30 protein-coding genes are annotated in these 26,265 nt (G+C 68.5%); 8 read left to right on the forward strand and 22 right to left on the reverse strand.

What is annotated here, in order from left to right; translation table 11 throughout:
• Window positions 1-58 precede the first annotated feature (58 nt).
• Window positions 59-769: a flagellar basal body P-ring formation chaperone FlgA gene (gene flgA / locus ACFOLG_RS14785; protein WP_386093167.1), complete on the forward strand. Its 711-nt coding sequence runs from the start codon at window positions 59-61 to the stop codon at window positions 767-769.
• Window positions 770-780: 11 nt separating this feature from the next.
• Here flgA and flgJ read toward each other — a convergent pair whose 3' ends face one another.
• The 17 genes from flgJ to ACFOLG_RS14870 form a co-directional block, all read right to left on the reverse strand.
• Window positions 781-1,479, reverse strand: coding sequence for a flagellar assembly peptidoglycan hydrolase FlgJ (gene flgJ / locus ACFOLG_RS14790; RefSeq protein WP_386093169.1), 699 nt, complete (start codon window positions 1,477-1,479; stop codon window positions 781-783).
• Window positions 1,466-1,891: a flagellar export chaperone FlgN gene (flgN, locus tag ACFOLG_RS14795; protein WP_386093171.1), complete on the reverse strand. Its 426-nt coding sequence runs from the start codon at window positions 1,889-1,891 to the stop codon at window positions 1,466-1,468. Before flgN ends, flgJ begins: the two co-directional genes overlap by 14 nt.
• Complete coding sequence (flgM, locus tag ACFOLG_RS14800; RefSeq protein ID WP_386093173.1) at window positions 1,888-2,169, reverse strand: flagellar biosynthesis anti-sigma factor FlgM; 282 nt, start codon at window positions 2,167-2,169, stop codon at window positions 1,888-1,890. Before flgM ends, flgN begins: the two co-directional genes overlap by 4 nt.
• Window positions 2,170-2,246: 77 nt before the next feature.
• On the reverse strand, window positions 2,247-3,221 hold the full coding sequence (locus ACFOLG_RS14805; protein ID WP_386093175.1) for a flagellar motor protein MotB: 975 nt from the start codon (window positions 3,219-3,221) through the stop codon (window positions 2,247-2,249).
• A 3-nt stretch (window positions 3,222-3,224) separates the two neighbouring features.
• Complete coding sequence (gene motA, locus ACFOLG_RS14810) at window positions 3,225-4,088, reverse strand: flagellar motor stator protein MotA (protein WP_386093177.1); 864 nt, start codon at window positions 4,086-4,088, stop codon at window positions 3,225-3,227.
• A gap of 29 nt (window positions 4,089-4,117) precedes the next feature.
• Window positions 4,118-4,825 (reverse strand): RNA polymerase sigma factor FliA, encoded by a 708-nt coding sequence (fliA, locus tag ACFOLG_RS14815; protein ID WP_386093179.1) that lies wholly within the window; start codon window positions 4,823-4,825, stop codon window positions 4,118-4,120.
• Window positions 4,826-4,828: 3 nt separating this feature from the next.
• On the reverse strand, window positions 4,829-5,281 hold the full coding sequence (locus ACFOLG_RS14820) for a flagellar basal body-associated FliL family protein (protein WP_386093181.1): 453 nt from the start codon (window positions 5,279-5,281) through the stop codon (window positions 4,829-4,831).
• Window positions 5,282-5,313: 32 nt separating this feature from the next.
• Window positions 5,314-6,384 (reverse strand): flagellar hook-length control protein FliK, encoded by a 1,071-nt coding sequence (locus ACFOLG_RS14825; protein WP_386093183.1) that lies wholly within the window; start codon window positions 6,382-6,384, stop codon window positions 5,314-5,316.
• Between the two features lie 6 nt (window positions 6,385-6,390).
• Window positions 6,391-6,690 (reverse strand): hypothetical protein, encoded by a 300-nt coding sequence (locus tag ACFOLG_RS14830; protein ID WP_386093185.1) that lies wholly within the window; start codon window positions 6,688-6,690, stop codon window positions 6,391-6,393.
• Complete coding sequence (gene fliS / locus ACFOLG_RS14835; protein ID WP_386093186.1) at window positions 6,683-7,072, reverse strand: flagellar export chaperone FliS; 390 nt, start codon at window positions 7,070-7,072, stop codon at window positions 6,683-6,685. The genes ACFOLG_RS14830 and fliS overlap by 8 nt, the downstream gene beginning before the upstream one ends.
• A 23-nt stretch (window positions 7,073-7,095) precedes the next feature.
• The gene (gene fliD / locus ACFOLG_RS14840) at window positions 7,096-8,454 is read right to left on the reverse strand and encodes a flagellar filament capping protein FliD (protein ID WP_386093188.1); all 1,359 of its coding nucleotides are present in this window, start codon (window positions 8,452-8,454) and stop codon (window positions 7,096-7,098) included.
• 76 nt (window positions 8,455-8,530) lie between these two features.
• A complete protein-coding gene (locus tag ACFOLG_RS14845) occupies window positions 8,531-8,974 on the reverse strand; it encodes a flagellar FliJ family protein (RefSeq protein ID WP_386093190.1) in 444 nt (147 codons plus the stop codon).
• Window positions 8,971-10,278 (reverse strand): flagellar protein export ATPase FliI, encoded by a 1,308-nt coding sequence (gene fliI, locus ACFOLG_RS14850; protein WP_386093192.1) that lies wholly within the window; start codon window positions 10,276-10,278, stop codon window positions 8,971-8,973. Before fliI ends, ACFOLG_RS14845 begins: the two co-directional genes overlap by 4 nt.
• A complete protein-coding gene (fliH, locus tag ACFOLG_RS14855) occupies window positions 10,275-10,961 on the reverse strand; it encodes a flagellar assembly protein FliH (RefSeq protein ID WP_386093194.1) in 687 nt (228 codons plus the stop codon). The genes fliI and fliH overlap by 4 nt, the downstream gene beginning before the upstream one ends.
• Window positions 10,961-11,986: a flagellar motor switch protein FliG gene (locus ACFOLG_RS14860; RefSeq protein WP_386093195.1), complete on the reverse strand. Its 1,026-nt coding sequence runs from the start codon at window positions 11,984-11,986 to the stop codon at window positions 10,961-10,963. Before ACFOLG_RS14860 ends, fliH begins: the two co-directional genes overlap by 1 nt.
• The gene (gene fliF, locus ACFOLG_RS14865; RefSeq protein ID WP_386093197.1) at window positions 11,979-13,652 is read right to left on the reverse strand and encodes a flagellar basal-body MS-ring/collar protein FliF; all 1,674 of its coding nucleotides are present in this window, start codon (window positions 13,650-13,652) and stop codon (window positions 11,979-11,981) included. The genes ACFOLG_RS14860 and fliF overlap by 8 nt, the downstream gene beginning before the upstream one ends.
• A 12-nt stretch (window positions 13,653-13,664) precedes the next feature.
• Complete coding sequence (locus ACFOLG_RS14870; RefSeq protein WP_386093199.1) at window positions 13,665-13,997, reverse strand: flagellar hook-basal body complex protein FliE; 333 nt, start codon at window positions 13,995-13,997, stop codon at window positions 13,665-13,667.
• 469 nt (window positions 13,998-14,466) lie between these two features.
• Here ACFOLG_RS14870 and ACFOLG_RS14875 point away from each other — a divergent pair, with 469 nt between their 5' ends.
• From ACFOLG_RS14875 to ACFOLG_RS14905, 7 genes are read left to right on the forward strand one after another with little or no spacing between them, the layout of a single operon-like run.
• Window positions 14,467-15,339 (forward strand): FliM/FliN family flagellar motor switch protein, encoded by an 873-nt coding sequence (locus ACFOLG_RS14875; protein ID WP_386093201.1) that lies wholly within the window; start codon window positions 14,467-14,469, stop codon window positions 15,337-15,339.
• A gap of 4 nt (window positions 15,340-15,343) precedes the next feature.
• Entirely contained in the window at window positions 15,344-15,691 is a 348-nt protein-coding gene (fliN, locus tag ACFOLG_RS14880; protein ID WP_386093203.1) for a flagellar motor switch protein FliN, read from the forward strand.
• Window positions 15,688-16,437, forward strand: coding sequence for a flagellar type III secretion system pore protein FliP (fliP, locus tag ACFOLG_RS14885; RefSeq protein ID WP_386093205.1), 750 nt, complete (start codon window positions 15,688-15,690; stop codon window positions 16,435-16,437). The genes fliN and fliP overlap by 4 nt, the downstream gene beginning before the upstream one ends.
• A 1-nt stretch (window position 16,438) precedes the next feature.
• Window positions 16,439-16,711 (forward strand): flagellar biosynthesis protein FliQ, encoded by a 273-nt coding sequence (gene fliQ, locus ACFOLG_RS14890; protein ID WP_449369293.1) that lies wholly within the window; start codon window positions 16,439-16,441, stop codon window positions 16,709-16,711.
• Between the two features lie 4 nt (window positions 16,712-16,715).
• Window positions 16,716-17,492, forward strand: a complete 777-nt coding sequence (fliR, locus tag ACFOLG_RS14895) for a flagellar biosynthetic protein FliR (protein ID WP_386093207.1) — start codon at window positions 16,716-16,718, stop codon at window positions 17,490-17,492.
• Window positions 17,485-18,618 (forward strand): EscU/YscU/HrcU family type III secretion system export apparatus switch protein, encoded by a 1,134-nt coding sequence (locus tag ACFOLG_RS14900; RefSeq protein WP_386093209.1) that lies wholly within the window; start codon window positions 17,485-17,487, stop codon window positions 18,616-18,618. Before fliR ends, ACFOLG_RS14900 begins: the two co-directional genes overlap by 8 nt.
• Before the next feature lie 2 nt (window positions 18,619-18,620).
• Entirely contained in the window at window positions 18,621-20,708 is a 2,088-nt protein-coding gene (locus tag ACFOLG_RS14905; protein WP_386093210.1) for a flagellar biosynthesis protein FlhA, read from the forward strand.
• A 30-nt stretch (window positions 20,709-20,738) separates the two neighbouring features.
• On the opposite strand, the gene ACFOLG_RS14910 is transcribed toward ACFOLG_RS14905, so the two are convergent.
• The 5 genes from ACFOLG_RS14910 to ACFOLG_RS14930 all read right to left on the reverse strand — a co-directional run bounded on the left by ACFOLG_RS14910 (window position 20,739) and on the right by ACFOLG_RS14930 (window position 26,254).
• Window positions 20,739-21,470, reverse strand: coding sequence for a PilZ domain-containing protein (locus ACFOLG_RS14910; RefSeq protein WP_386093212.1), 732 nt, complete (start codon window positions 21,468-21,470; stop codon window positions 20,739-20,741).
• Window positions 21,467-22,432: a hypothetical protein gene (locus ACFOLG_RS14915; RefSeq protein WP_386093214.1), complete on the reverse strand. Its 966-nt coding sequence runs from the start codon at window positions 22,430-22,432 to the stop codon at window positions 21,467-21,469. The genes ACFOLG_RS14910 and ACFOLG_RS14915 overlap by 4 nt, the downstream gene beginning before the upstream one ends.
• Before the next feature lie 89 nt (window positions 22,433-22,521).
• Window positions 22,522-23,388: a flagellin N-terminal helical domain-containing protein gene (locus ACFOLG_RS14920; protein ID WP_386093216.1), complete on the reverse strand. Its 867-nt coding sequence runs from the start codon at window positions 23,386-23,388 to the stop codon at window positions 22,522-22,524.
• Window positions 23,389-23,583: 195 nt separating this feature from the next.
• Entirely contained in the window at window positions 23,584-24,324 is a 741-nt protein-coding gene (fabG, locus tag ACFOLG_RS14925) for a 3-oxoacyl-ACP reductase FabG (protein WP_088966535.1), read from the reverse strand.
• Window positions 24,325-24,622: 298 nt separating this feature from the next.
• Window positions 24,623-26,254: an ABC-F family ATPase gene (locus ACFOLG_RS14930; protein WP_386093218.1), complete on the reverse strand. Its 1,632-nt coding sequence runs from the start codon at window positions 26,252-26,254 to the stop codon at window positions 24,623-24,625.
• Window positions 26,255-26,265 lie beyond the last annotated feature (11 nt).

The raw sequence follows: 26,265 nt of genomic DNA on the forward strand, positions 1-26,265 counted from the left end.
AGTTGCCGGGGCCGTATAATTTGCGGCCCTGCCTTGCGGCCCGACCGATACCCACACCATGTCCGTATTCGCCCACTGCCTGCGCGCCGCACTCCTGCTGCCGGCCGCCACCACGTTGGCCGCCACGCCGTCCGCCAGCCAGCAGGTGGAACAGGCCGCCTACCGCTACCTGGCCGACTACGCCGCCGCGCACCAGCTGGCCGACGCCCGCATCACGCTGCAGGCGCTGCCGCCGCAGCGCAGCCTGCCGCCCTGCGCCGCGCCGTACAGCATCAGCGCCGCCGACACCCGCTTCTGGCAGCGGCTGCGCTTTACCCTGCGCTGCCCCGGCGCCGGCGATGCAGCCGACATCGTGGTGCGCGCCGAGCTGAGCGCCAGCGTGCTGGTGGCGCAGCGCGACATCCCGGCCGGCCAGGCCATCGACGCCGCCAGCGTCGGCGCGGAACCGCGCAGCCTGTCCGCCACTCCCGACGCGCTGGCCAATCTGGCGCTGGCCGCCGGCTACAGCACCCGGCGGCCGATCCACGCCGGCCAGGTGCTGCAGCTGCGCTTCCTGCAGCCGCAGCTGCTGGTGCAGCGCGGCCAGGCGGTGCAGATCGTCGCCCGCCAGGACGGCATCGAGGTCAGCGTGCCGGGCGAAGCGCTGCAAAGCGGCGCCCGCAACGAGCTGATCCGGGTACGCAACCTGGCCAGCAAGCGCATCATCAGCGCCGTGGTGCTGGACGCCGGCAGCGTGGCGCCGGCCGATGCGGCCAAGCCCGCGCCGTAATTCCCCCTGCTTCAGCGTTGCGCCAACAGCCGCGACGCCACCTGCTGCAGCTTGTCGGCATAGGCCGGGTCGGTGGCGTAGCCGCCGCGCGCCAGCGCCGCGGCGAACGCCCGCGCATCGCCGCCCACGCCCTGCACCGCCGCGTAACGCGGGTTGCCCTGCAACAGCTGCACGTAATCGTTGAAGGCGCTGCGGTAGTCCGGGTAGGCGCGAAAGCGCTCCACCGTCTTCACCGCCTCGCCGTTCACATGCTCGGTGGTCAGCACGTCCGCCACCGCGCCCTGCCAGCCGCGGCCGGCCTTGATGCTGAACAGGTTGTGGCTGTCGCCGCCGTCGCCGCTGATCGGCCGCTGCCCCCAGCCGGATTCCAGCGCCGCGTGCGCCACGATCAGCTCCGGCGCCACCCCCAGCCGCGCCGCCGCCTCGCCGGCCCACGGCGTCATCTCGGCGACGAAGCGCTGCTGCGCGGCATCGCCCTGCGGCTGCGCCAGGTTGGCCGCAGCCTGGGTGCGCAGCCGCCAGGCCTGTGCCGCGGCGCTCAGCCCCGGCGCCGTCGCGCTGTCGAAACCGTTGGCCACCGTGGCGGCGATGTCGCGCTGGGCATCGCCCACCAGGCGGCCGAAATCCACGCCCTGGCCGCGGCCGCCCAGCGGCAGCGCCACGTTGTCGGCGGCATAGGCGGCCGCGCCGCCGGCTTCAATCCGCCACATAGGTATCGCTCTCGCCGTGCAGCACGCGCTGCATGATTTCCTGCTGGCTGCTCATCAGCCGGCCGTTGCGCGCGTTCAGTTCCTTGCAGTGGCGCACCGCCTGCTGCAGCTCCGCCCACCAGCCGGCCAGCGCCGCCGCCGGGGTGGCCGGCAGCAAGGCGATCACCTCGTCCATGCTCCCGCCGCGGGTGACGCCCAGCAGCCGTGCGGCCAACGTTGGCCGCAACCGGCGGTGTTCATCCAGCCGCGCCAGCAGCGGCTCGATGCGCTGGTTGATGGCGTCGATGGCGGCGGCGTCATGCCGCAGCGCGGCGGCGAACTGCTGTTCCAGCAGCTGCGCCAGCACGCGGTAGTCGTTGCGGTCGCTGGCCACGTCGGCCAGCAGCGTCTTGGCGGCGTCGCGCGTATTCATCCGCGCCCGCCGTGGTAGCGACGGATCAGCCCGGCCAGCTTGCCGGCGTCGAAATTGATCTTGCCGTCGGCCAGCGCCGCCTTGATCTCGGCCACGCGCGCGGCGTCGATGTCCGGCAGCGCCGCCAATGCGTCCTGCGCCGGCTGCAGCACTGCCGACTGCAGCGGCGCGGCGGCGGCAACGGGGGCCGCCGGGCGCGGCGCCACATTGCCGGCCGGGCCGTTGCTGGCGGCGGTGTCGCGGATTTCCGGTATGCCGGTACTGGTGCTGATCTTCATCTGTTGGTCCTTGGCTGTGCGTTAACTGTGTCGTGGCGACACAGCGACGCAAACGCCGCAATTCTTAAATGGCCGCCTCACGGCGCCGTGCCCTGCAGCTGCTGCTGCAGCGCCTGCAATGCCTTGCCGTTGGGCGCCACCGTGTCCACGCCGCGGGTCAGCGGCACCACCTGCTGCGGCACGCCGTACATGGCGGCGATCAGCCGGGCCTGCGCCGGGGTCAGCACCAAGAGCTCGATGCGGCGGTTGATGGCGGCCAGCGGTTGCGCCGCGTCCAGCGGCGCGCGCTCGGCCATGCCCACCACCTGCAGCACCTTGCCGGCCGGCAGGCCGCCCTGCAGCAGGTTGCCGCGCGCGCTCATGGCGCGGCCGCTGGACAGGCTCCAGTTGGAGAACGCGGCATTGCCCTGGCCGCGGTACTGCGCGGCATCGGTGTGGCCGACGATCACCAGCTGGTTGTCGATGCGCGCGAACATCGGCGCGATGCGCAGCAGCAGCGCGCGGAACGGGTCGCTCGGCACCGCGCTGCCGCGCTGGAACATGCCCTGCTTGTCGGTGTCGTGCAGCAGCACCCGCAGGCCGTACGGCGTGATCATGGTCTGCAGGTTGCCGGCCAGGCCGGCCTGCTCGCTCAGCTCGGCCAGCACCTGCGCCAGCTCCTGCATGTCGGCGGCGCTGTCGAAGCGGGTCTTGCTCAGGTGGATGTCGCCGTTGTCGGTGTCGCCGGCGCTGTGCTTGCCCGGCGCCTTGGCCTCGGCGGCCTGGCCCGGCACCGGCTCGCGCGGGATCAGGCTGCCCGGCGGGTAGCTGATGTGATCCAGCAGGCTGTTGTTGCCCTCGGCGATCACGCTGCCGCCGTTGGTGTTCATCACCGCTTCCAGCGCTTCCTGGTTGCGGGCGGCCAACACCCACAGCACCAGGAACAGGCACATCAGCGCCAGGCAGAAGTCGGCGAACGCCACCTTCCACGCGCCGCCGTGCTCGTCCTCCTCGTGCCCGCGCGACACGCGCTTGACGATGGCTTCTTCGTCGTGCTTGTCTTTGATGGCCATGGCTTAGGCGGCTTCCAGCGTGTTGATCCAGGTTTCCAGCTGCGCGAAGCTGGGCTTGATGTTCAGCTGTACCAGGCGGCGGCCGGCGTCGATGGCCAGCAGCGCCGGCTTGCCGGACACGTGGGTGACCAGCACCACCTTCACGCATTCGAAATCGGACAGCTCGGTGTTCACCAGCTGCTTCATCACGTTGGAGATCGGGTCCAGCACGCCGTAGCAGAAGAAGATGCCGATGAAGGTACCCACCATCGCCGCGGCCACCCGCTCGCTGATCTCGGCGGCGGAGGCGCCGGAGCTGACGGTGTTCATCGCCATCACGATGCCCAGTACCGCGGCCAGGATGCCGAAGCCCGGCATCGCCTCGGCGATCTTGTGCAGCGACTTGGACGGCTGCACCAGCTGTTCGTGGATCGCCTCCAGCTCCTGCTCCAGCACGCCTTCCAGCTCGTGGGCGCTGATCTTGCCCATCGCCATCAGCCGGAAGTTGTCGACGATGAAGGCCAGCAGCTTGGGATGCTGCAACACCAGCGGGTAGCGGCGGAACAGCGCGCTGTCGCGCGGCGCCTCCACGTGCTCGTCCAGCGCCTTCAGGCCGCGGCTGGCGGTCTGCAGCAGTTCGTACATCAGCAGCAGCAGCTGGCGCTGGAACTCGGAATCGCGCTTGCGGTGGGTAATGATCTTGCGCAGCTGGCTCAGCATTTCCACCAGCACGTGCTTGGGGTTGCCCAGCACGATGGCGCCCAGCGCCGCGCCGACGATGATGATGATTTCCACCGGCTGCCAGATCACGTGGAAGCTGCCGCCCATGAACACGAAACCGCCGAACACGCAGGCCAGTACGATGAAAACGCCGAATATCTGCTGCATCTGTGCTTACTCTGTGTAGTGTTTCCGTTTCAGGCGTCCGCCAGGACCGCCCGCATTTTCTTCAGCGCCGCCTTGTTGATCTGGCACACCCGTGCCTCGGTCAACTCCAGCACCGCCGCGATTTCCTTCAGGCTCAGCTCGAACTCGTAATACAGCTGGATCACCCGCTGCTCGCGCGCGTCCAGCACGGTCAGCGCCTGCTCCAGGCTGCGGCGGTTCAGGTACTGTGCCTCCACGCTGCCGGTGACCTGCTGCGCCGCCTCGTCGTGCATCAGCTCGTCGAAGCTGGCCAGCGTCTCGGCGTTTTCCGCCAGCAGGTAGTCCTGGTAGCCGGCGGCGTCCACGCCCAGCGCCGCGCTGGCCTCGGCCTCGCTCGGCTCGCGGCCCAGCTGGCGGGCCAGCTCGCGCAGCGCGTCGCGGCTACGGTGCGCTTCCTGCCGCACCGTGCGCGGCCGCCAGTCCTGGCGCCGCAATTCGTCCAGGATCGCGCCACGCACCCGCACCGCGGCGTAGGCGCCAAAGCGTTCGTCCGGCACCCCGCCGTAGCGGCGCAGCGCATCCAGCAAGCCCATCAGCCCGATCTGCTGCATGTCCTCGCGCTCCAGCGCGCCGCCCACCTGCGACGACAGCTGCCGCACCACCCGCTTCACCAGCGGCGCGTAGTCGCTGAGCACCTGCCGCTCGGCCAGCTGGCCGTCCAGCGGCGCCAGCGCCGCGTATTCCATTACCAGCGCCATCGCCTACTCGATGATCAGCTTGCCGATCATCGCCTCGCTGAACGGCCGCGGCCGTCCCTCGCGGGCGTAGGCGCTGTTGAACGCCTTGTTCACCACCGCCGAGAACTGGTCGATGCTCATCAGCCGCGCCTGCTCCATCGGGTAGGCCGACAGCGCGCGCAGCGCGATGCTGCGCAGCAGCGGCAGGTGTTCCTTGGCGGTGGCCTCGTCTTCCAGCGTGGTCTTGAACACCAGATCCACCGCCAGGTAGTGGCTCAGCGGCGCGCCGGCGTGGTCGCGCAGCATCACGATCACCTTGTCCAGGCTCACGTACTTGTATTCCTTCACCTCCGCCGGCTCGGCCGCGGCCAAGGTTGGCGCCTTGCCCTGCGCCTGCAACAGGAACCAGCTGCCGCCGGCACCGGCCAGCAGCGCGGTCAGCGCCATCACCACCATGAATACCCACTTCTTCGCCATGCTTTGCTCACTGCCTGTTGGATGATCGGTGCTCAGGCCAGCGTAAACGCCGCCTGCTCATTGCCCTGCCCTGCCTCGTACAGCGCCTGGCCGGGGCGCTGCTCGCGCGGCGCGCCCTGGCGCTGCTGCCCGCCGTGGCCGGCCTGCTGCTGGCGGCTGTCCGCCACCCACACCGCCACCTCGCCGTACTGGCGGTTGCCCAGCCCCTGGCGCAGGTTGTCGCTGATGGCGTGCAGCTGGCGCAGCAGCTCGCCGTTGCCGGCGGACAGCTGCACCTGCAGGCTGCCGGCCTCGTGGCGGATGGCGATTTCCAGGCTGCCCAGGTGCGGCGGGTCGAGGCGGATCACCGCCTGCTCGATGCCGTTGCCGGCCTGTACCCGCAGCCGTTCGCCCAGCGCCTGCTGCAGCGGCTGTGCCCATTGCGCCGGCTGGCCGGCCGGCAGTTTCAGCGGCGCCCACTGCGCCGGCGCCGGCGCCGGGTTGCCCAGCGGCAACGCCGTGGCCACCGGCAGGCTGCTGGCAACCGGCTGCGCGCCGTCGCCGGCGTTATCCGCTTGGCTGCCAGTGGCGGCCAGCACCGCTGCCGCCAGCGCCTGGCCGGCGGCGTGCGGCGCGCTGGCGTCGGCGCCGCGCGCGGCGGCAAGGTTGGCCGCAGCGTAGTGGCTGGCGGCGCTATCGGCGGCGCTGCCTGCCGTGACGGCGGGCAAGGCGCTCAGCAGCTGCGGCGGCAGCGTCGCCGCCGGGCGCGTGGCCGGCAGTGCCGCGGCGTGCTTGTCGTCGCTGCTGCCGGCAGCGCTGTCATGCTCGGCCGGCAACGGCGCGGTCGGCAGCGCCAGCGGCAGCAGCCCGGCGCCCAGCAGCACCAGGTTGGCCGCAGGGTTGCCGGCCGCTGCGGTGGCGTCCGCCAGCGGCGCGGCCGTCTCATCCAGTGCGGCGGCGCCGTCGTCCATGGCGCTAGCGTCGTCCAGGTCGGCGGCAGCGCCGGCCGGCAGCAGCTCGGCAAAGACGCTGCCGGCCGCTGGCGGCTGCGCCGCCGGCAGGGTGTCGTCGCTGCCCGGCGCTTGGCGCGGTTCGTTGCTCGCGGGCGGAAGGGTGCTCAGCATGCGGGCTTACTCCATCTCTTCGGCGGCCAGGGCGTAAGCGACCCAGCCTTCACGGTTGTGCTGCCAGCCGGCCAGCTGCTCGCCCAGCCGCTGCGTCTCGGCGGCGCAGCTGCGGCGCGCCTGGCGGTGCGCGGCCAGCAGCCGCGGCAGCTGGCTGCGCTCGGCGCTGCTCAGCGGCCGTTGCTGCAGCCGTTGCGCCAGCGTGGCCAGCTCGGCGTCGGCGGCGGCCAGCGCTTCCCAGTCCTGGCGCAGCGAGGCCTGTTCCAGCCGGCGCGCCAGCGTCTGCAGCAGCGCGGCGTCAGCCATTGGCGGCCTCCACCTGGTGCCAGCCGCCTTTCAGCGTGGCCACCAGCCGGGTGACTTCGTCGATCATCGCGGTGTCCAGCTTCAGCCCGGCCTCGTTCAGGCGCCAGGCGCAGTAGTCGTACAGCCGCGCCAGGTTGGCCACCACTTCGCCGCCGGTTTCCATTTCCAGCGCGCTGGACAGGCCGTTAAGGATGTCGATGCACTTGTTGATGCTGTTGCCCTTGGCCTCGAAGCGCCGCTGCTCGATATGGGCACGCGCGCGCGCCATTTCTTCCAGCAGGCCGTTCATCAGCACCAGCACCAGCTGTACCGGCGAGGCGTTGGCGGTCTGTGCGTCCAGGTTGACAGCGTGGTAGCTGCGGTAGCCTTCGTAATCCAACATCCACTCCCTTGTGACGGTGTCGCTCAGGCGCCCAGGCCGGCGAGGATGCCGCTGGTATCGCTCATGCGGGATTGCAGGGTCTGCAGCTGGGTGAACTGCAGCAGGTAGCGGTTGTAGGCCTGGTCATAGCGCATGCTCAGCTGGTCCTGGCGCCGGCTCAGGTCGTTCTGCAGCCGGTCCAGCGATTCCTGGCGCTGCTTGAGCTGGCCGCCCACCGAGCCCAGCCAGACATTGAGATAGTTCTTGTTGCCGGCCAGCAGGCCGCCAGTGCCGCCCAGCAGCTGGTCCAGCCCGCCGGGGTTGGCCGCCAGCGCCGCATCCAGCTTGCTCTGGTTCAGCGACAGCGTGCCGTTGCGGTCGGCGCTGACGCCGTAGCTGAACAGCGTCTGGCTGTTGAAGCTCTGGCGCAGCATGCTTTCCAGCTTGCTGCGCAGGCTGCGGATGCCGGCGTCGCTGGCGAACACCGACGCCGCCTTGCCGCTGGCGGCATCGCCGCTGTCGGTCAGCTCGTCCAGCTTCTGCTTCAGCGTGTTGTAGGCGTCGACAAAGCTCTGCACGTTCTTGGCGGTGCCGCCGTTGTCGGCCGCCACCGTCAGCGTTACCGGTGCCGTGCCGCTGGCCATCGCCTGGGTGAAATTGATGCTCACGCCGCTGATGCCGCTGTAGCTGTTGCTGGCCTGCTGGATGTGGATACCGCTGCCCTCGGCGCCCAGCCACACGTCGGCGTCCTGCGCCGCGGCCAGCTGCACCGGCGCCGCGTTCAGCGCGCTCTGCAGCGCGCCGTCGCTCACGCCGCTGGTATCCAACGTGATCTGGCTGCCGGCGCCGGTCTTGCCGGCGGTGAGCAGCAGCTGCGGCTGGCCGTTGACGGTCATCACGCTGGCGGCCAGCTTGCTGCCGTTGCCGGCGGCCTGGTTGATGGCGCGGGCGATTTCGGTCGGGGTCAGGCTGCCGTTGCCGTCCAGGTCGCCGCTGCTCAGCGTTACCGAGAAGCTGGAACCGTCGGCCAGGCTCACGCCCAGCGTGCCGGCGCTGCTGGCGGTAACGCTGGTGGGCACGCCCTGGTAGGCCAGCTGGTTGGCACTGGCCAGCTTGGTAACGAAAAAGCTGTAGCTGCCGGCCTGGGCGCTGCCATTGGTGCTGGCATTGGCCACCGCGCTGTTGGAAAAAGTGGCGCTCTGTTGCACGACGCTGCTCTTGCCGGACAGCGTGCCGATGGCAGTCTGGAACGCCTGCAGCGCGCTGCGCAGCGACTGCAGCGCCTTGCTGCTGCTGCTGGCGCGCTGGCTCTGGCTGTCCAGCAGGGTTTGCGCCTGCTGGGTGTAGGCGGTGGCCAGTTGTTGGGCCAGTTGTGACGGATTGATGCTGGAAACGTCGCTCATCTTGCATTCCCCTGTGCGGCATTGAACGTGGCTGTCAGCAGTTCAAGGCGACCGTTGTCCGACAAAACTGAAATCCTCATGCCTGCCTCCGCAGCCACACCTGGGTGGCCAGGTCGTCCTGGCGTTTCTGCTCGCCGCGCGCCAGTTCCTGCTGCCAGGCGCTGTGGCGCTGGCGGTAGTTGTGCGCCAGTGCCTCGCACTTGCGGCTCAGCTGCAGCAGGCGCGCGCGGTTGGCCGCCATGTCGGCCTCGTGCAGCGTCAGCTCCTGCTGGTGCTGCGCCATCATGCTCAGCACGTTCTGCTTGTAGTTGCCGCAGTTGGCCACCAGCGCCGGCGCCAGCGCGCCGCTGCTGCCGCTGCCGGCGCACAGCGCCGCCATGCGTGCCATGTTGCGCTGGTAGCGCTGACGCAGCGCCTCCTGCTGCGCCATGCCGATTTCCAGCTGCTGCACCTCGTCCTGGCGCAGCGCCAGCAGGCGCGCCAGGCCCTGCAGCTCGTCCGGCAGTTGCGATTTGCTCATGCGGCCAACGTCTCCAGTTGTGCCAGCGTCTGCGCCAGCGGCGCCGCTTCGGCGGTGTCCTGCTGCAGGAAGGCCTCGATCTGCGGGTACAGCTGTACCGCGCGGTCGGTGGCCGGGTCGGCGCCGGGCACGTAGCCGCCCAGCGGAATCAGTTCGCGCACCTGGGCGTAACGCGCGGCCAGGTCTTTCAGCTGCCGCGCGGCGCGCAGGTGGCCGCCGGCGGCCAGCTGGCTCATGCAGCGGCTGACCGAGGCGGCGATGTCGATGGCCGGGTAGTGGCCGCGCTCGGCCAGCTCGCGCTTGAGCACGATGTGGCCGTCGAGAATCGCGCGCGCGGTGTCGACGATCGGGTCCTGCTGGTCGTCGCCTTCCGCCAGCACGGTGTAGATGGCGCTCATGCTGCCGGCGCCCTCGCCGTTGCCGGCGCTTTCCACCAGCTGCGGCAGCAGGCCGAACACCGACGGCGGGTAGCCGCGGGTGGCCGGCGGCTCGCCCAGCGCCAGCGCCACTTCGCGCCGCGCCATGGCGTAGCGGGTCAGCGAATCCACCAGCAGCAGCACATGTTGGCCGCGGTCGCGGAAATGGGCGGCGATGGCGTGGCACAGCTCGGTGGCCATCATGCGCATCAGCGGCGATTCGTCGGCCGGCGCCACCACCAGGATGGCCTTGGCCAGCCCCTGCGGCCCCAGCGCGTGTTCGACGAACTCGCGCACCTCGCGGCCGCGCTCGCCGATCAGCCCCACCACCACCACGTCGGCGGCGGTCTGGCGGGTGATCATGCCCAGCAGCACACTCTTGCCGACGCCGCTGCCGGCGAACAGACCGACCCGTTGGCCGCGGCCGATGGTCAGCACGCCGTTGATGGCGCGCACGCCGACATCCAGCACCTCGCGCACCGGCTGTTTCTTCAGCGGATTGACGCGCGGCGGATGCACCTCCAGCGGCGCGTCGCCGCCAAGCTTGCCCAGGCCGTCGATGGCTTCGCCCAGGCCGTTGACGATGCGCCCGAGCCAGGACGGGCCGATCTGCAGCCCGGCCTGCTCGCCGGCCGGCAGCACGCGGGCGCCGGTGGCCAGGCCACGCGCCGGCTTGAACGGCATCAGATAGGAAATCTCGTCGCGGAAGCCCACCACCTGCGCCTCCAGCCACTGGCCGCCGTCGGCCTCGATCAGACAGCGCTGGCCGGTGCTGAACGGGCAGCCGGTGGCTTCCAGCAGCAGGCCGGCGGCGCCGGTGAGGCGGCCGGTGCGGCGTGCCACCGGCACCTCGCCCAGTTCCAGCTGGCGCAGCGCGGCGGAAATCATGCGGCGGCCTCCGGCGACGGCGACTCGGCCAGCTGTTCGCTGACCTGCTCCATGCAGGCGTCCAGCCGCTGGCGGCAGCCGGCGTCGGCTTCGTGGTTGCCGGCGCGCACGCGGCATTCGCCCGGCTCCAGCCGCGCATCCGGCGTCAGCGCCCAGCGCGCGGCGCGTTCCGGCGCCAGTTCGCGGATGCGCTGGCATTCTTCCGGGTTGAGGAACACGCTGACCTGCTCGTCCGCCACCGGCGGCAATGCGGCCAACGTTTCATCCACCAGCGCCAGCAATTGCACCGGCTGCAGCGCCAGCTCGCAGCGGATCACCTGGCGCGCCACCTTGGCCACCAGTTCCACCACCTCGCGGCGCAGCGCCTGCTGGTAGTCGCCCTGCAGCTGCTGCAGCGCCTGCAGCATGGCGTCCAGCGGCTGCGCCAGGCTGTCGAAACGGCTGCTCACCTGCTGCTGCGCGCTGGCACTGCCCTGCTGCCAGCCGGCGTCGTGGCCGGCGGCGTAACCGTCGCGCTGGCCCTGCTCCACGCCGCTGTCGTAGCCTTCGCGGAAGCCGCTTTCCATGCCCTGCTGAAAGCCCTGTGTCAGCTGCGCCTGCTGCTGCACGGCGTCGTTGCCGCTGGCCGCGGCCAAGGTGGGCAGCGACAACGGCGGGAAGCGATACGGACGGAAGGCGCTCATCACTCCACCACGTCCTCGGCAAACAGTTGCAGGTCGATCTCGCCGCCTTCGGCCAGCTCGCGCACTGCCTGCATGATTTCCTGGCGCACCTGCTCGACGCGGCTGATCGGCACCGGGCCGGAGCGGCGCATGCTGTCTTCGAAGGTCTGCGCCTGGCGCCGCGGCATCGACTGCACGATGGCGTTGCGGATCGCCGGCTCGGCGCCCTTGAGCGCGATCGCCCACTGTTCCAGCGCCACCGCCTCGACGATGCGCAGGATCACCTGCTCGCTCTGCCGCGACAGCAGGAAGAAGTCGTACATGCTGTCTTCGATGGCGGACACCACGCCCGGATCGTGCGCGCGCAGCAGTTCCACCATCTGCGCGCGGTCGCCGCTCATGCGGTTGATGATCTCGGCGGCCTGGCGCACGCCTTCCACGCTGGCGCTCTGGCTGCCCAGGCTGTCCAGGCAGCGGTTCACCACCTGCTCCAGCTCCTGCAGCAGTTCGTGGTCGATCTCCTTCAGCCGCGCGATGTTCACCAGCACCTGGTCGCGCTGCGCCGCCGGCAGGGCTTCGATCACCTCGCTGGCCTGCGCCGACGGCAGGAAGGCGAGGAACACCGCCTGCATGCGCACGTGTTCGTTGGCGATGCGCTCGGCCAGCCACGCCGGCTGCACCCACTGCAAGCGCGCCATCTTCGGGCGGATGGCATCGCCGTAGATGCTGTTGAGCACGCTGCTGGCGATGTCGCTGCCCAGCGCCAGCCCCAGCGAGCGCTGCAGGAAGGAGCGCGAGGCGCCGTGCACCCCGCTCTGCTCGCGGTATTCGTCGAAGAACTGCTGCAGGCTGTGGCGCACGGTATCCACCTTGATGCCGCTCATGCGCGACATCACCTGGGTGACTTCCAGCAGCTCGTCACGCGACAGGCAGCGCAGCACGGCGGCGGCCGGCTCCTCGCCCATGCTCAGCAGCACGATGGCGGCGCGTTCCACCGGCGACAGTTCCTCGCCCGGGTTGGCCGCAAGGTTCAGCGTATCAGCCACGTTTTTGCACCCATTGTTTGACGACTTCGGCCACCCGTTCCGGCTCCTTGCCGGCCAGGGTCTTCAGGTGATCCACCAGCACGTCGACGCTGGAGCCGGCCGGCGGCAGGTCGTAGTTTTCCAGCAGCGGCACCATCGGCAGCGCGGCGGCGGCCGGTGCGGCCAACGTGGCCGCCGGCTTGGCGGCCAGCAGCTCGTCGCCACTGTCCTGCGGTGCCGCCAGCGCGGCCTGCGGTGCCATGGCGATCTCGTTCAGTTCCACCTGCTGCTGGCGGGTGGCCAGCCACTGGCGCATGAGCTTGAACAGCGGCCGCACCAGCAGCAGCCAGCCCAGCAGCAGCAGCAGCGCGGAGGCGCCGTAGGACACGCCGCTTTCCACCGTGCTGCGCTCCTGCCACCACGGCAGCGGCGCCTCGCGCGGCGGGAAGTTCAGCGACGACACCACCAGCTTGTCGCCGCGCACGGCGTCCAGCCCCAGGCCGTTGCGCAGGATGCGGTCGATATTGGCCAGCTGTGCCGGGGTCCAGCCGCTGGCCGGGGTCGGCGCGGCGCCGTTGTTGAGCACCACCGCCACGCTCAGGCGCTTGAGCGCGCCGCGGCTGCGCTTGACCTGGGTGATGGTGCGGTCGTAGGCGTACTGACGGGTGGAAGCGTTCTTGCGCGACACGTTCGGCGCGGCGCCGGCCGGGGCCGAGGCTTCGATGGTGACCGGGCGGTTGCTCAGCGAGCCGGGCACGCCCAGCGCCAGCGGCTCCTGGTCCTGCTCGTCGCGCACCGCCTCGTTGGTGACTTTCGGCGCTTCGCCGTACTGCTCGCGGGTTTCTTCCACCCGGTCGTTGTCGATGTCGGCGGTGACGCTGACCTTGAAGTTGTTGTCGCCCAGCGTCGGCGCCAGCAGCTCGCGCACATTGCGCAGCGTGTCGTTGCGGAAGCGGCTGGCGGCGTCGCTGCCGCCGGCCAGGCCGGCCACGCCCTCGCTGGTATCGACATGGGCGGACAGGAAGTTGCCGTCCTGGTCCACCACCGTCACCCGCGCCGGCTCCAGGCTGGCCACGCTGCCGGACACCAGGTTGATCACCGCCAGCGTCTGCTCGGCGTTCAGCTGCTGCCCGGGCTTGAGGTTGAGCATCACCGAGGCCGAGCTTTTCTCGCCGTCGCTGCTGACGAACGAGCTGCTGCGCGCCAGCGACAGATGCACGCGGGCATTGGCCACCGGCCCCAGCGCCATGATGCTCTGCGCCAGCTCGCCTTCCAGCCCGCGGCGGAAGCGCACGTCCTGCACGAACTGGCTGACGCCCAGCGGATCGTTCTTGTCCACCAGCTCCAGCCCGTCCGGCAGCTTGGCCACCACCCCCTTGCCGGCCAGCAGCATGCGCACGCGGCCCAGCTCGTCTTCCGGCACCAGCACCTGGCCGCTGGCCGGGTGGATGCGGTAGCGGATCTGTTCGGCATCCAGCACCGCCATCATGTCGGCGGCCGGCACCCGCTCCTGCGCGCCGAACACCGGCTTGTAGCGGGCATCGTCGTGCCACAGGTACATCATCGCCAGCGCGGTAATGCCGGCGGCCAGCAGCAGCATCGGCAGCAGCATGCGCAGCGCCGAGGGCGCCATCAGGCCGCGCGCCGAAGCGATGCGGCCAACCCGGGATTTGAGCGTATTGATCACGTGCGACCCACCTTACAGCGACAGCTTGCTCAGCTCGTCCACGGCGCCCACCACCTTGTTGCGTACCTGGGTGAGCATGGAAAACGACAGGCTGGCCTGCTGGCTGGCCAGCATGGCGCCGACCAGGTCGTCGCTGCGGCCGCTGTCCACCGCCGCCAGCCGGTCGGCGGCGGCGTGCTCCTTGGCATCCACGTTGACGAAGGCCTGGCGCAGGCTGTCGCCGAAGCTGGCGCCGCCCGGCTGGGCGCCGCTGGCCGGCTGGATGGCCTCGCCACCCAGCGCCGTCATGTCGCTCTGGATGCGCGCCCGGTCGGCAAGAATGAGCTGGATCGACTGCTCGAACATGACACCCCCTGATACGGCACCGGCACGCTTGCCGAAGCCACTGAATTTCCAACAGAAAAAACGAATTACGTGAACGTAATATCGCGCACTGCGTCGTCACACTCCGTCACAAAGCGACAACGTTAGCGTTACTGACCGGATACATTTTACAGACAAACCGTCCGATATTAAAATTTATCCATCAACTGACGAGCCGTTTCTTTAACTTACAGTTACAAGAAGTAGTTAAGTCCTTACCGTTAATAGGCTTTTTACTGTGACAAACTGCACACAGCGGCACAGCAAACCCCCAGCAACGGGCAGGTACTTCATCGACAAAAATGATTGAAAAACAGCAAGCAGCCGCTCTGCGCGCGGGCTTGCCCCGCGCGCCGCAGGCCTGACGGGTAAAAAAACAACAGCAGTCGGGGCGCGCGCGCAGCATGGCGCGGCGCCCGCCTCCCCAATCGACTTGATGAGCAGCCAGTAAGTGACCAAACGTACGCAAGCCCTGAGCAGGGCCAGAAGCAAGCTGCTCGCCGCGGCCGACGCCAGCCGCTGCCCGGTACTCGACCCGCGCACGCTGGGGCGGCCGTTCCACCAGCTGCAGGATTTCACCGCGCGGCTGGGCGAGGCGCTGGGGCGCTACTTCGCCCAGCGCTTCAACCGCCGCTACGGCTGCGCCTTCAGCGTGGCCGGCGTGCGCCTGCAGCTGGCGCAGACGCCGCCGGGCATGCAGTGGTGCAGCTACCGCACCGCCGGCGGCCAGATCAGCGTGGCGCTGAAGCGCTCGCTGCTGCTGACGCTGCTGGACTACCGCTACGGCGGCAGCGGCGAGCTGCCAGCGGGCGCCGACGCCGGCCCGGAAACCGAAAGCGAGCTGCGGCTGCTGGATCTGCTGGGCCGCGAGCTGGCGGCACTGCTGCAGCAGAGCATCCAGCCGGAAGCCGCGGCCGCCGACGCCGGGCCGCCGCTGTGGCAGCCGCCGCCGGCCGGCAGCCAGCTGCTGCAGATCACCCTGCACGAGAACACCCGCCAGCTCAGCGGCATGCTGTGGCTGGCGCTGGACGAGCGCTGGCTGGGCCAGCTGCTGGCCAGTGTGGCGCCGCGCCCGCTGCCCGCCGCCGGCGACGAGCCGGCCGCGCTGCCGCTGGGCCGCCAGCTGCAGTTGCGGCTGAACGCGCAGCTGCTGGAACTGCAGCTGCCGCTGGGCGAGCTGCTGGCGCTGCGCCCGGGCGACACCCTGCCGGTGCGCCTGCCGCCGCTGGCGCGGGTGCAGGTGGGCGACGCGCACCTGTTCGATGCCGCCGTGGCCGAACACGACGGCAAGTTGTGGCTAACCTCTTTTCAAGATGTGGAGTAAGGGCATGGAGCCTACCGACGCTTTCGATATCGACGCTATGTTGGCCGCACCGGCCGACGCTGCCGCGGAGCCTGCGGCCAACGTGGCGCCGCGCCGCGACAATCTGCAGATGCTGCGCAAGATCCCGGTCACCCTGACGCTGGAAGTGGGCAGCGCCAAGGTGTCGCTGCTGGAGCTGATGGCCATCGGCCCCGGCTCGGTGGTGGAGCTGGACCGGCTGGCCGGCGAGCCGCTGCTGATCAAGGTCAACGGCACCACCGTCGGCCAGGCCGAGGTGGTGGTGGCCGGCGACAACTACGGGCTGAAGGTGGTGGAGCTGGCGGCACTGGACCTGGACACGCTGCAGCCATGATGCGTCGCGCGTGGCGTTACGCCGTGCCGGCCGGCACGGCGTTGTTGTGTTCGCCGGCCGTGCTGGCGGCCTCGGTGCCGCTGCTGTCCGGCAGCGCCGGCGGCGCGCCGGTGGATTTCACCGTCAAGACGCAGATCCTGATCATCATGACGCTGCTCGGGCTGTTGCCCGTGCTGCTGCTGATGATGACCAGCTTCACCCGTTTCGTGATCGTGCTGTCGCTGCTGCGCCAGGCGCTAGGGCTGCAGCAGGGCCTGCCCAACCGCGTGCTGACCGGGGTGGCGATGGTGCTGACCATCCTGGTGATGCGCCCGGTGGGGCTGGAGGTGTGGGACAAGGCCTTCGTGCCCTACGACGCGGAAAAGATCGGCTTCCAGCAGGCGCTGCTGATCGCCGAGGCGCCGCTGTCGCGCTTCATGCTGGCGCAGACCGGCAAGACCGCGCTGGCGCAGGTGGCGCGGCTGTCCGGCGAGAGCAGGATCAGCCAGCCGCAGCAGCACAGCTTTCCGGTGAAGCTGGCCGCCTTCATGCTCAGCGAGCTGAAGACCGCGTTCCAGATCGGCTGCCTGCTGTTCATTCCCTTCCTGGTGATCGACCTGGTGGTGTCGTCGGTGCTGATGGCGATGGGCATGATGATGCTGTCGCCGCTGGTGATCTCGCTGCCGCTGAAGCTGCTGCTGTTCGTGCTGGTGGACGGCTGGACGCTCACCGTCAACACGCTGGTCTCCAGCATTCAGGCGTATTGAGATGCTGACTCCGGAAATCGCGGTCGACCTGGTGGCCGACTCGCTGCAGGTGGTGATGCTGCTGGTGGCGGTGCTGGTGGTGCCGGGCATGCTGGTGGGGCTGCTGGTGAGCCTGTTCCAGGCCGCCACCCAGATCAACGAACAGACGCTGAGCTTTCTGCCGCGGCTGATGGTGACGCTGCTGGTGATCTGCGTCAGCGGGCACTGGCTGGCGCAGACGCTGATGGATTTCTGCGTCGACATCTTCCGCCGCGCCGCGCAGCTGGTGGGTTAGCCGCGTGGAAGCGCTGATCACCCAGCTGCCGCAGCTGTTGCTGGCGGTGTGGTGGCCGTTCTGCCGCTTCATGGCGGCGCTGTCGATGTCGCCGCTGGTCGGCGACGTGATGGTGCCGCTGCGGGTGCGGCTGATGCTGGCGCTGACGCTGGCGGTGGTGGTGCTGCCGGCGATGCCGGCGGCCGGCATCGACCCGTTCTCGCTAGCCGGCATCGCCAGCGCGCTGCAGCAGGTGATCATCGGCAGCGTGTTCGGCCTGGTGTTCCAGCTCAGCATCGCGCTGCCCTTGCTGCTGGGCAACCTGGTGTCGTCGCAGATGGGGCTGTCGATGGCGGTGATGAACGACCCGGTGAACGGCTCGTCGTCGGACGTGGTGTCCAGCCTGCTGTTCGTGCTGTGCGCCCTGGTGTTCTTCGCCATCGACGGCCACCTGGTGCTGGTCAACGTGGTGTACGCCAGCTTCCGCGTGTGGCCGGTGGGGCACGGGCTGGATATCACCGTGCTCAAGCTGCTGGCCTACCAGGTGGGCTGGGTGTTTTCCGCCGCGCTGCTGCTGGCGCTGCCGGTGATTTTCTCCACCCTGGTGGTGCAGCTGGGGCTGGGTTTTCTCAACCGCGTGGCGCCGACGCTGAACCTGTTCTCGCTGGGCTTCTCGGTGGTGACGCTGTTCGGCCTGTTCATGCTGGCGCTGCTGGTACGCACGCTGCCGGAACATTATCTGCAGTTTACCCAGCACATGCTGGAACTGCTGGACCGCAGCCTGGAGGCGACGCATGGCTGAGCACGGCAGCGGCGACAAGACCGAAAAACCGTCGCAGCAGAAGCTGCGCAAGGCGCGCGAAGCCGGCCAGGTGGTGCGCTCGCGCGACGTGGCCACCGCCATCGGCATCGTGTTGAGCCTGAAGCTGCTGCTGTTGCTGCTGCCCGGCTGGCTGGACGACTTCCGCCGCCTGTTTGCGCTGGGCATGGCACACGGCGGCAGCGAGGGCGCGCTGGACAATGCGCTGAGCGAGGCGTTTCCGGCGGTGCTGTGGCTGCTGGCCAAGATGCTGCTGCCGCTGGCGGTGATTCCGCTGGCCATCGTCGCCGGCGCGCTGTTTCCCGGCGGCTGGGTGTTCAACAGCAGCCACTGGCAGCCGAAGCTGGAACGGCTGAACCCGGCGGCCAACGTTGGCCGCATGTTGTCCGGCAAGCAGCTGCTGCAGGTTGGCAGCGGCCTGCTGAAGGCGCTGCTGCTGAGCCTGCTGCTGTGGCACCTGGCGGCGGACAGCCGCCTGGACTACCTGCGGCTGCAGTCGCTGCCGCTGTCCGACGCCATCGTGCGCGGCGCGGTGCTGATGCTGGATGGCGCGCTGGCGCTGGGCATGGTGTTCGTGCTGTTCGCGCTGGTCGACCTGCCGCTGCAGTGGCTGCTGTTCCAGCGCAGCCAGCGCATGAGCAAGCAGGAAGTGAAGGAAGAACACAAGAGCAACGAGGGCCGCCCCGAAGTGAAAAACCGTATCCGCCAGCTGCAACGCCAGTTCGCCATGCGCGGGCTGCGCAAAGCCGTGCCCCAGGCCGACGTGGTGATCGTCAACCCCACCCACTACGCGGTGGCGCTGAAGTACGACGACAAGCGCGCCGAGGCGCCGTTCGTGATCGCCAAGGGCGTGGACGAGATGGCGCTGGTGATCCGCGAGCTGGCCGGCGCGCACCGGGTGGAGGTGCTGGAGCTGCCGCCGCTGGCGCGCGCCGTCTACCACACCAGCCAGGTGAACCAGCAGATTCCCGCCGCGCTGTACCAGGCGGTGGCGCAGGTGCTCACCTATGTACTGCAACTGAAGGCGTTCCGTAACGGCCGCCGCCGCCGCGAGCCAGAGCTGCCCGCCGATTTCCACCTTCCGCACGAACTGACCGAGCCACGCTGACCATGACTGCCTTCCACCGACTGCTCGCCGCCCTGCGGCGCCACAAGTTCGCCACGCCACTGTTCCTGCTGGCGGTGCTGGCGATGGTGATCCTGCCGCTGTCACCGGCGGTGCTGGACGCGCTGTTCACCTTCAACATCGTGCTGGCCATCGTGGTGATCCTGGTCAGCGTCAATGTGAAGCGGCCGCTGGATTTCTCGGTGTTTCCCACCATCATCCTGGCCACCACCCTGCTGCGGCTGACGCTGAACGTGGCCTCCACCCGCGTGGTGCTGCTGCACGGCCACGAGGGCACCCATGCCGCCGGCCGGGTGATCGAGGCCTTCGGCCAGGTGGTGATCGGCGGCAACTTCGTGGTCGGCCTGGTGGTGTTCGTGATCCTGATGATCATCAACTTCGTGGTGGTGACCAAGGGCGCCGAGCGCATCTCCGAGGTGTCGGCGCGCTTCACGCTGGACGCGCTGCCCGGCAAGCAGATGGCGATCGACGCCGACCTCAACGCCGGCCTGATCAACCAGGAAAAAGCCCAGCAGCGCCGCAAGGACGTGGCGATGGAGGCCGACTTCTACGGCGCCATGGACGGCGCCTCCAAGTTCGTGCGCGGCGACGCGGTGGCCGGCATCCTGGTGCTGCTGATCAATATGCTGGGCGGCCTGGCCATCGGCGTGGCGATGCACGACCTGAGCTTTGCCGAGGCGTTCAAGCAGTACGCGCTGATGACCATCGGCGACGGCCTGGTGGCGCAGATTCCGGCGCTGCTGCTGTCGGCCGCCGCCGCCATCATCGTTACCCGCATCAGCGACGATGGCGACTTCGAGCAGCAGGTCGGCTCGCAGCTGCTGGCCTCGCCCCACGTGCTGTACAGCGCCGCCGGGGTGATGTTCGTGCTGGCGGTGATTCCGGGCATGCCGTGGTTCAGCTTTCTGGCCTTCGCCGCGCTGCTGGCCTATGTCGGCTGGCGCGTCGGCCAGCGGCAGCCGTTGGCCGCCGACAACGGCCAGCAGGCGCTGGGCCAGGCGCTGCTGGCGGAAAACCGCAGCGAGCTGGAATGGCACAGCCTGCCGTATGTGGAGCTGCTGTCGGTGCAGCTGGGCTACAAGCTGGTACACCTGCTGGACCCGGGCCAGGGCGCGCCGCTGCTCAAGCGGGTGAAAGGCATGCGCCAGAGCCAGAGCGAGGCGCTGGGGCTGCTGCTGCCGCCGATTCCGCTGCGCGACGACCTGGCGCTGAAACCCACCCAGTACACCATCCAGCTGGGCGGCACCGTGGTGGCGCAGGCGGACATCCCCGCCGAGCGGCTGATGGCGATCCCCTCGCCGTCGGTGTATGGCGAGCTGGACGGCATGCCGGGGGTGGAGCCGGCCTACCGCATGCCGGTAATCTGGATTGCCGCCGAGGACAAGGCGCACGCGCTGGGGCTGGGCTACCAGGTGGTGGACCCGGCCAGCGTGATCGCCACCCACCTGGCCAAGACGGTGCGCGACTACCTGCCGGAATTGTTCCGCCACGACGATGTGGCGGCGTGGCTGGAGCGCCTCACCGCGCAGGCGCCCAAGCTGGCCGCCGCGCTGGACAAGGCGCTGACCCACAGCCAGTTGCTGAAGGTGTTCCGCGTGCTGCTGGCCGAGCACGTGGCGCTGAAGGACGTGGTGCCGATCGCCAGCACGCTGCTGGAAAACGCCGAGGCCACCAAGGAGCCTATCCTGCTGGCGGCGGAAGTGCGCTGCACGCTGCGGCGCCAGATCGTGGCCGGGCTGATCGGCCCGCAGGCGGAGATGCGCGCCTTCAACCTGGGCGGCGAACTGGAAAACATGCTGCTGGGCGCGCTGAGCCAGGCGCAGCAAAGCGGCAAGGTGGCGCTGGACAACTACCCGGTGGAGCCGAACATCCTGGCGCAGTTGCAGCAGAACATGCCCATCATCCGCGAGCAGATGAAGCAGCAAGCCAGCGCGCCGCTGCTGCTGGTGATGCCACAGATCCGCCCGTTGCTGGCGCGCTACGCGCGGCTGTTCGCGCCGGGGCTGGCGGTGCTGTCCTACAACGAGATTCCGGAAAACCGCGACGTCAGCATCATCGGCAGCCTGGGCTAGCCGCCCGGCCGCGGCCAACGTTGGCCGCAGTTACGGCGGTGGCAGCTGCAGCGCCGCCAGCTCGGCCAGACAGCCGCGCAGCAGCGCGGCACCCTGCTCGCTCAGCGCGCGGATGCGGCAGCCGACGTGCAGCTGCTCGCCCAGCAGCCGCGACTGGAACGGCCGGCACAGCCGCACCTCCAGCTCGGCCTGCAGCACGCGGCCATGCCCCAGCTCGATGCGCACCTTGGGCAGCAGCCGCCCCGGGTGCAGCTGCGGCAGTTCGCGCGGCGACGCGTACAGGCCGATGCCGCCCAGCGACAGGTCGTAGACATTGGCCTGGTACGGCTCGCCCAGCAGGGTGAAGCTGGCGCTGAAGCTGCGCCCCAACGGCGCATCCAGCCGCAGGAAGGCGCGCCGCTGCCAGCGCGTCAGCTGCCACGGCAGCGCGCACTGCAGTTGCTCGCCCAACTGCTGCAGCGGCGGCAGTTCGCACTGCACGATGCAGCCGCCCCCGATCAGCACCAGGCGCCAGCCGCTCGCCGGCAGCGGCTCTAGTGCGGCCGGCAGCTGCAACTGCAGCGTGGCGCCGGCCAGCGGCAGCAGCCGCGCGCCGTCGACGGCCTGCTCGCTGCCCGGCGGATACAGGTATAGCGCCGCCTTGTCCTGCTGCAGCGCGTGCAGCAAGGCGGCGATCTGCGCACCATCGCTGACCAGTTGCGGCCCGGTATCGGTGGCCGGCTGTACCACGCCGGCGGGCAGCATGCTTTCGACTTCGCTCATGTCTGGTTACTTTCTGCTTGCGCTGGCTGGCCGTCGGCCGCCTGCGCTTCTTCTGCCGCCGCCTGCAGCAGCAGGATCATCTGTGCCGCCAGCTGGAACTGCGCCAGTGCCGGCAGTCGGGCGCGGCTGGCGGGGCCGGGCCGCGCCGCCATCGGCGCCATGCGGCCATGCCGCAGTTGCAGCAGCAACTGCTGGCCGGCCGCCAGCATGGCCTGGCGCCAGCGCGGCAGACAGGCCTGCCACTGTGCCAGCACCGTGGTGGATTCGCTATGCAGTTGCAGCAGGGGGCCGGCAGCGCTTGGCCGCAGGCGCAGCAACACGGCGCCCCAGTACGGCAGCTGCAGTTGCAGCAGCAGCTCGTCGCTGCCGACAACGCCCCCCTTCGGCGCCGCCTCGCCCAGCGCCAGCCGCAGCGTTTGCCCCGGCCAGCAATGCGCCAGGCACCAGCCCTGCTCGGCCAGGCTGCGCGCCTGCGCCAGCGGGTCGTGCTCGGGACGCGCCCCCGCCAGCAGCATGGCCGGCAGCAGCGCGCTGCCGGGCGGCGGGCTGGCGACGGCGGCCAGCAATACCCCGCGCCAGCCTGCGGCCAACGTTTCCGCTGCCGGCTTGCTCGCCGGCCAGCCCGGAATACGCGCCTGCTCCGCCGCGGCGGGCAGCTGCGCGGCCGCCAGCGGCGGCCCGGACGGCGCGGCGGCCGGCGACGGCAGCAGCTGCAGTTGCAGCCGCGGCTGGCTGGCCAGCACCCGCATCAGCAGCTGCGCCCCCGGCTGCAGCTCGGCGGCCACCAGCCCTGGCAACAGCAGCGTCAAGCCGTGCTCGGTGACCACCCGCACGCCCAGTTGCTCGCGCGCCAGCACCGACAGCTGCAGGGTGCTGCCCACCGCCGGCAGCGGCAGCGCTGGTGCCGCGGCTTGATGGCCGCTACGCAATGCCTGCACGCCGAGCGAAGGCTCCACGATCATGATGCTATCCCTGCCGCTGGCTGGAAACGGAAAAAGCCAGCTGCTGGGCAGCTGGCGTCAGTGAGCAAAACGCGAGGTTTGCCGTGGAATTACTGCAGCAGCGACATGGCCATGGAGGACATGCTGCCGGACTGCTTCAGCATCGAGGTGCTGGCCTGCAGCAGCATCTGCTTGGTGGTCATGGTGGCGCTTTCCGACGCGTAGTCGGTATCCATGATGCGGCCCTTGGCCTGGGAGACGTTGCCGCTCATGTTGTTCAAGTTGTTGTACACGTGATCCAGACGGTTAGCCGCGGCACCCATCTTGGCGCGCAGGGCACCAACGGTATCCAGGGTGTTGGCCAGGGTGTCGATCATGGTGTTGGCGGGGCCGGCGGTGGCGATTTCAGTACCGGCCGCGCCCGGAGCGGCGGCGTAGTTGGTGCTGGCGGCGCCCAGCGCGGTGGTCAGCGCGGTCAGTTCGGTGGTGGCGTTGAAAGCCATTTTTTCCGCGGTGCTGGAACCGATCTGGAAGTTGACGGCAGCGGTGAACTTGCCACCGGCCTTGAACAGCGCAGCGCCGCCGAAGGTGGTGTTGTTCATGATGTTGTACATTTCCTGACCCAGCTGGTCGTATTCAGCCTGCATCGCAGTCTGGTCGGCGCTGCTGGAGGAGCCGTCGGCGGCCTGGGTAGCCAGGTCTTTCATGCGGGTCAGGATGTTGGTCACTTCGCCCAGCGCGCCTTCGCCGGTCTGCAGCATGGAGATGTCGTTCTGGGTGTTGCGCATCGCCACTTTCATGCCGCTTACCTGGGCGTTCAGGCGGGTAGCGATCTGCAGGCCGGCGGCATCGTCCATCGCGGAGTTGATGCGCAGGCCGGTGCCCAGGCGCTGCATCGAGGTGGACAGGTCTTTCTGGGTACCTGCCAGCGCGGACTGGGTGGACAGGGAAGCGGCATTGGTGTGCAGACTGAGCATGACTAACTCCTTGTATGTTGTCGGATGCGGGCAGCGTTGCATGCCCTCACTGACACAAGGCGGCGCCCGGGGCGCGAAGCTTAAATTTTATTTTGAAAATTTTTACGCCAGTAGAAAGCCAGCCCTGCAAATCCCGCCGGCTGGCCATAAAAAACGGGGCGCCTGGCGCCCCGTTGCGGATGATGCGGCCAACCTTTACAGCGTCAGGCCGCCGGTTACCTCAATGGCGGCACCGTTGATGTAGCTGGCTTCGTCGGACGCCAGCCAGGCATACACGTTGGCGATTTCTTCCGGCTGCGCCATGCGCTTCATCGGCACCTTGTCTTCCATTGCCTGGATCACTTTTTCCGGCATGGATTTCAGGATCGGGGTGGCGACGAAGCCCGGGCATACCGCGTTGGCGCGAATGCCCTTCTTGCCCAGCTCCTTGGCCCAGGTCTTGACGAAGCCGATGACGCCGAACTTGGATGCCGCGTAGTTGGTCTGACCGAAGTTGCCGTATACGCCCACCACCGAGGAGGCGTTCAGGATCACGCCGGCGCCCTGCTCGATCATGGTGTCGACCACCGCCTTGGTACAGTTGTAAACGCCCTTCAGGTTGATGTCGATGACCTTGTCGAACTGGTCGTCGTTCATCTTGATCAGCTGGGCATCCATCACGATACCGGCGTTGTTGACCAGCACGTCAATGCGGCCGAACTGCGACTTCAGCGCGCCCACCATGTCGGCGATCTGCGCCTTGTCGGTAACGTCAACCTTGTAGCCGACTGCTTCGGCACCGCTGGCCTTCAGCTCTTCCACCACGGCATTCACCGCGTCCAGATTGATGTCGCAGACGGCGACGATGGCGCCTTCCTTGGCGAATTTTTCGGCAGTGGCCTTACCAATGCCACTGGCACCACCGGTAATGATGGAGACTTTCCCTTTCAAGCGCATAATTCTTCCTTTGCTGAAATTGCAGGCGACCCGTTAGTCGACCGGTCATGTCCTCCACCACCGACCTTACGAGATAGCTATCCCTGTTTTTATCTGTCTTTTTGCTTATTATGCAGGCTGGATAACGCAATATATTGCGCCGCACAACCTATCGTGCGGTGCAATATAGCGCATGGTTGCCGCGAAGGTAAAGCAATCGCTCTAGCGGCTTTACCGGCACTGTCGGCGGTGTGGCAACTAAGGCGCAACATGCAAAAAGGGTGGCTTGCGCCACCCTTTCTTGCATTCCGGGAACCGATTATTCCAGGCCCTTGCTGGCCAGGTAGTCCTCGTAGTTGCCGGTGTAGTAGTCGTAGCCGCCCTTGCCGTCCAGCTCGATGATGTGGGTAGCCAGCGAGCTGACGAACTGACGGTCGTGCGACACGAACATCAGGGTGCCCTTGTACTTCTCCAGCGCCATGTTCAGCGCTTCGATGGACTCCATGTCCATGTGGTTGGTCGGTTCGTCCATGATCATCACGTTCGGTTTCTGCAGGATCAGCTTGCCGTACAGCATGCGGCCCTTCTCGCCACCGGACAGCACGCGCACCGCCTTGTCCACGTCGTTGCTGCCGAACAGCAGGCGGCCCAGCGTGCCGCGGATCACCTGCTCGTCGTCGCCGTCCTGGCCCCACTGCCGCATCCACTCGGTCAAGTTCCAGTCCAGGTCGAAGTCGGCCTCGTGATCCTGGGCAAAGTAGCCCACCTGGGCCTTTTCCGCCCACTTGATGCTGCCGTGATCGGCGGTGACGCCTTCGGCGAACGGAGCCTCGAAGGCGCCGGCCAGCAGTTTCACCAGCGTGGACTTGCCGGCGCCGTTGGGGCCGATGATGGCCAGGCGTGCGCCGGCCTCTAGGATGAAGTTCACGTCCTTGAACAGCACCTTGTCGCCGTAGCCCTTGTTCAGCGCGGCCACGTCCACCGCCTGGCGGTGCAGCTTCATTCTGTCGTCCATCTCGAAACGGATGAACGGGCTCTGGCGGCTGGACGGCTTCACTTCCACCATATCGGCCTTCAGCTTGTCCACCTGCTTCAGGCGGCTGGTGGCCTGGCGGGCCTTGGACTTGTTGGCCGAGAAGCGGGCCACGAATTCCTGCAGTTCCTGGATGCGCTCCTTGGCCTTGGCGTTGGAGCTGAGCTGACGTTCACGCGCCTGGGTGGAGGCGATCATGTAGTCGTCGTAGTTACCCGGGTAGATGCGGATGGTGTTGTAGTCCAGATCCGCCATGTGGGTGCACACTTCGTTCAGGAAGTGACGGTCGTGCGAGATGATGATCATGGTGGAGTTGCGCTCGTTCAGCACGTGCTCCAGCCAGCGGATGGTGTTGATGTCCAGGTTGTTGGTCGGTTCGTCCAGCAGCAGGATGTCCGGGTTGGAGAACAGCGCCTGTGCCAGCAGCACGCGCAGCTTCCAGCCGGGGGCCACTTCGCTCATCGGGCCGAAGTGCTGCTCCACCGGAATGCCGACGCCCATCAGCAGCTCGCCGGCGCGCGCTTCGGCGGTGTAACCGTCGTACTCGGCGAACTTGGCTTCCAGGTCGGCGGCGCGCATGTAGTCGTCTTCGCTGGCTTCCAGGTTGGCGTAGATGGCATCGCGCTCGCTCATCGCCGCCCACATTTCGCTATGCCCCTGCAGCACCACGTCCAGCACGCGCTGGTCTTCATAGGCAAACTGGTCTTGGCGCAGCTTACCCAGGCGCAGGCCACTTTCGATCGCGACTTCACCGCTGGTCTGCTCCAGGTCGCCGCCCAGGATCTTCATGAACGTGGACTTGCCGGAACCGTTGGCACCGATCAGGCCATAGCGGTTGCCTTCGCCGAACTTCACGGAAACCTTGTCGAAAAGCGGCTTGGCGCCGAACTGCATGGTAATGTTGCTTGTCGTAATCACGCGGCTAATTC

The sequence above is a fragment of the Vogesella facilis genome (genome assembly GCF_042648525.1).
Taxonomy (GTDB): Bacteria; Pseudomonadota; Gammaproteobacteria; order Burkholderiales; family Chromobacteriaceae; genus Vogesella; species Vogesella facilis.

Bases quoted from the DNA above. Each gene is read 5' to 3' on its own strand.
- flgA (WP_386093167.1), top strand. From the start codon at position 59: ATGTCCGTATTCGCCCACTGCCTGCGCGCCGCACTCCTGCTGCCGGCC.
- fliH (WP_386093194.1), bottom strand. From the start codon at position 10,961: ATGAGCGCCTTCCGTCCGTATCGCTTCCCGCCGTTGTCGCTGCCCACC.
- ACFOLG_RS14920 (WP_386093216.1), bottom strand. From the start codon at position 23,388: ATGCTCAGTCTGCACACCAATGCCGCTTCCCTGTCCACCCAGTCCGCG.
- fabG (WP_088966535.1), bottom strand. From the start codon at position 24,324: ATGCGCTTGAAAGGGAAAGTCTCCATCATTACCGGTGGTGCCAGTGGC.
- fliQ (WP_449369293.1), top strand. From the start codon at position 16,439: ATGCTGACTCCGGAAATCGCGGTCGACCTGGTGGCCGACTCGCTGCAG.
- fliD (WP_386093188.1), bottom strand. From the start codon at position 8,454: ATGAGCGACGTTTCCAGCATCAATCCGTCACAACTGGCCCAACAACTG.
- ACFOLG_RS14915 (WP_386093214.1), bottom strand. From the start codon at position 22,432: ATGATCGTGGAGCCTTCGCTCGGCGTGCAGGCATTGCGTAGCGGCCAT.
- ACFOLG_RS14845 (WP_386093190.1), bottom strand. From the start codon at position 8,974: ATGAGCAAATCGCAACTGCCGGACGAGCTGCAGGGCCTGGCGCGCCTG.
- fliA (WP_386093179.1), bottom strand. From the start codon at position 4,825: ATGGCGCTGGTAATGGAATACGCGGCGCTGGCGCCGCTGGACGGCCAG.
- ACFOLG_RS14805 (WP_386093175.1), bottom strand. From the start codon at position 3,221: ATGGCCATCAAAGACAAGCACGACGAAGAAGCCATCGTCAAGCGCGTG.
- flgM (WP_386093173.1), bottom strand. From the start codon at position 2,169: ATGAAGATCAGCACCAGTACCGGCATACCGGAAATCCGCGACACCGCC.
- motA (WP_386093177.1), bottom strand. From the start codon at position 4,088: ATGCAGCAGATATTCGGCGTTTTCATCGTACTGGCCTGCGTGTTCGGC.
- fliS (WP_386093186.1), bottom strand. From the start codon at position 7,072: ATGTTGGATTACGAAGGCTACCGCAGCTACCACGCTGTCAACCTGGAC.
- fliI (WP_386093192.1), bottom strand. From the start codon at position 10,278: ATGATTTCCGCCGCGCTGCGCCAGCTGGAACTGGGCGAGGTGCCGGTG.
- flgJ (WP_386093169.1), bottom strand. From the start codon at position 1,479: ATGTGGCGGATTGAAGCCGGCGGCGCGGCCGCCTATGCCGCCGACAAC.
- ACFOLG_RS14825 (WP_386093183.1), bottom strand. From the start codon at position 6,384: ATGCTGAGCACCCTTCCGCCCGCGAGCAACGAACCGCGCCAAGCGCCG.
- ACFOLG_RS14910 (WP_386093212.1), bottom strand. From the start codon at position 21,470: ATGAGCGAAGTCGAAAGCATGCTGCCCGCCGGCGTGGTACAGCCGGCC.
- ACFOLG_RS14870 (WP_386093199.1), bottom strand. From the start codon at position 13,997: ATGTTCGAGCAGTCGATCCAGCTCATTCTTGCCGACCGGGCGCGCATC.
- flgN (WP_386093171.1), bottom strand. From the start codon at position 1,891: ATGAATACGCGCGACGCCGCCAAGACGCTGCTGGCCGACGTGGCCAGC.
- ACFOLG_RS14820 (WP_386093181.1), bottom strand. From the start codon at position 5,281: ATGGCGAAGAAGTGGGTATTCATGGTGGTGATGGCGCTGACCGCGCTG.
- ACFOLG_RS14830 (WP_386093185.1), bottom strand. From the start codon at position 6,690: ATGGCTGACGCCGCGCTGCTGCAGACGCTGGCGCGCCGGCTGGAACAG.
- fliP (WP_386093205.1), top strand. From the start codon at position 15,688: ATGATGCGTCGCGCGTGGCGTTACGCCGTGCCGGCCGGCACGGCGTTG.
- ACFOLG_RS14905 (WP_386093210.1), top strand. From the start codon at position 18,621: ATGACTGCCTTCCACCGACTGCTCGCCGCCCTGCGGCGCCACAAGTTC.
- ACFOLG_RS14900 (WP_386093209.1), top strand. From the start codon at position 17,485: ATGGCTGAGCACGGCAGCGGCGACAAGACCGAAAAACCGTCGCAGCAG.
- fliN (WP_386093203.1), top strand. From the start codon at position 15,344: ATGGAGCCTACCGACGCTTTCGATATCGACGCTATGTTGGCCGCACCG.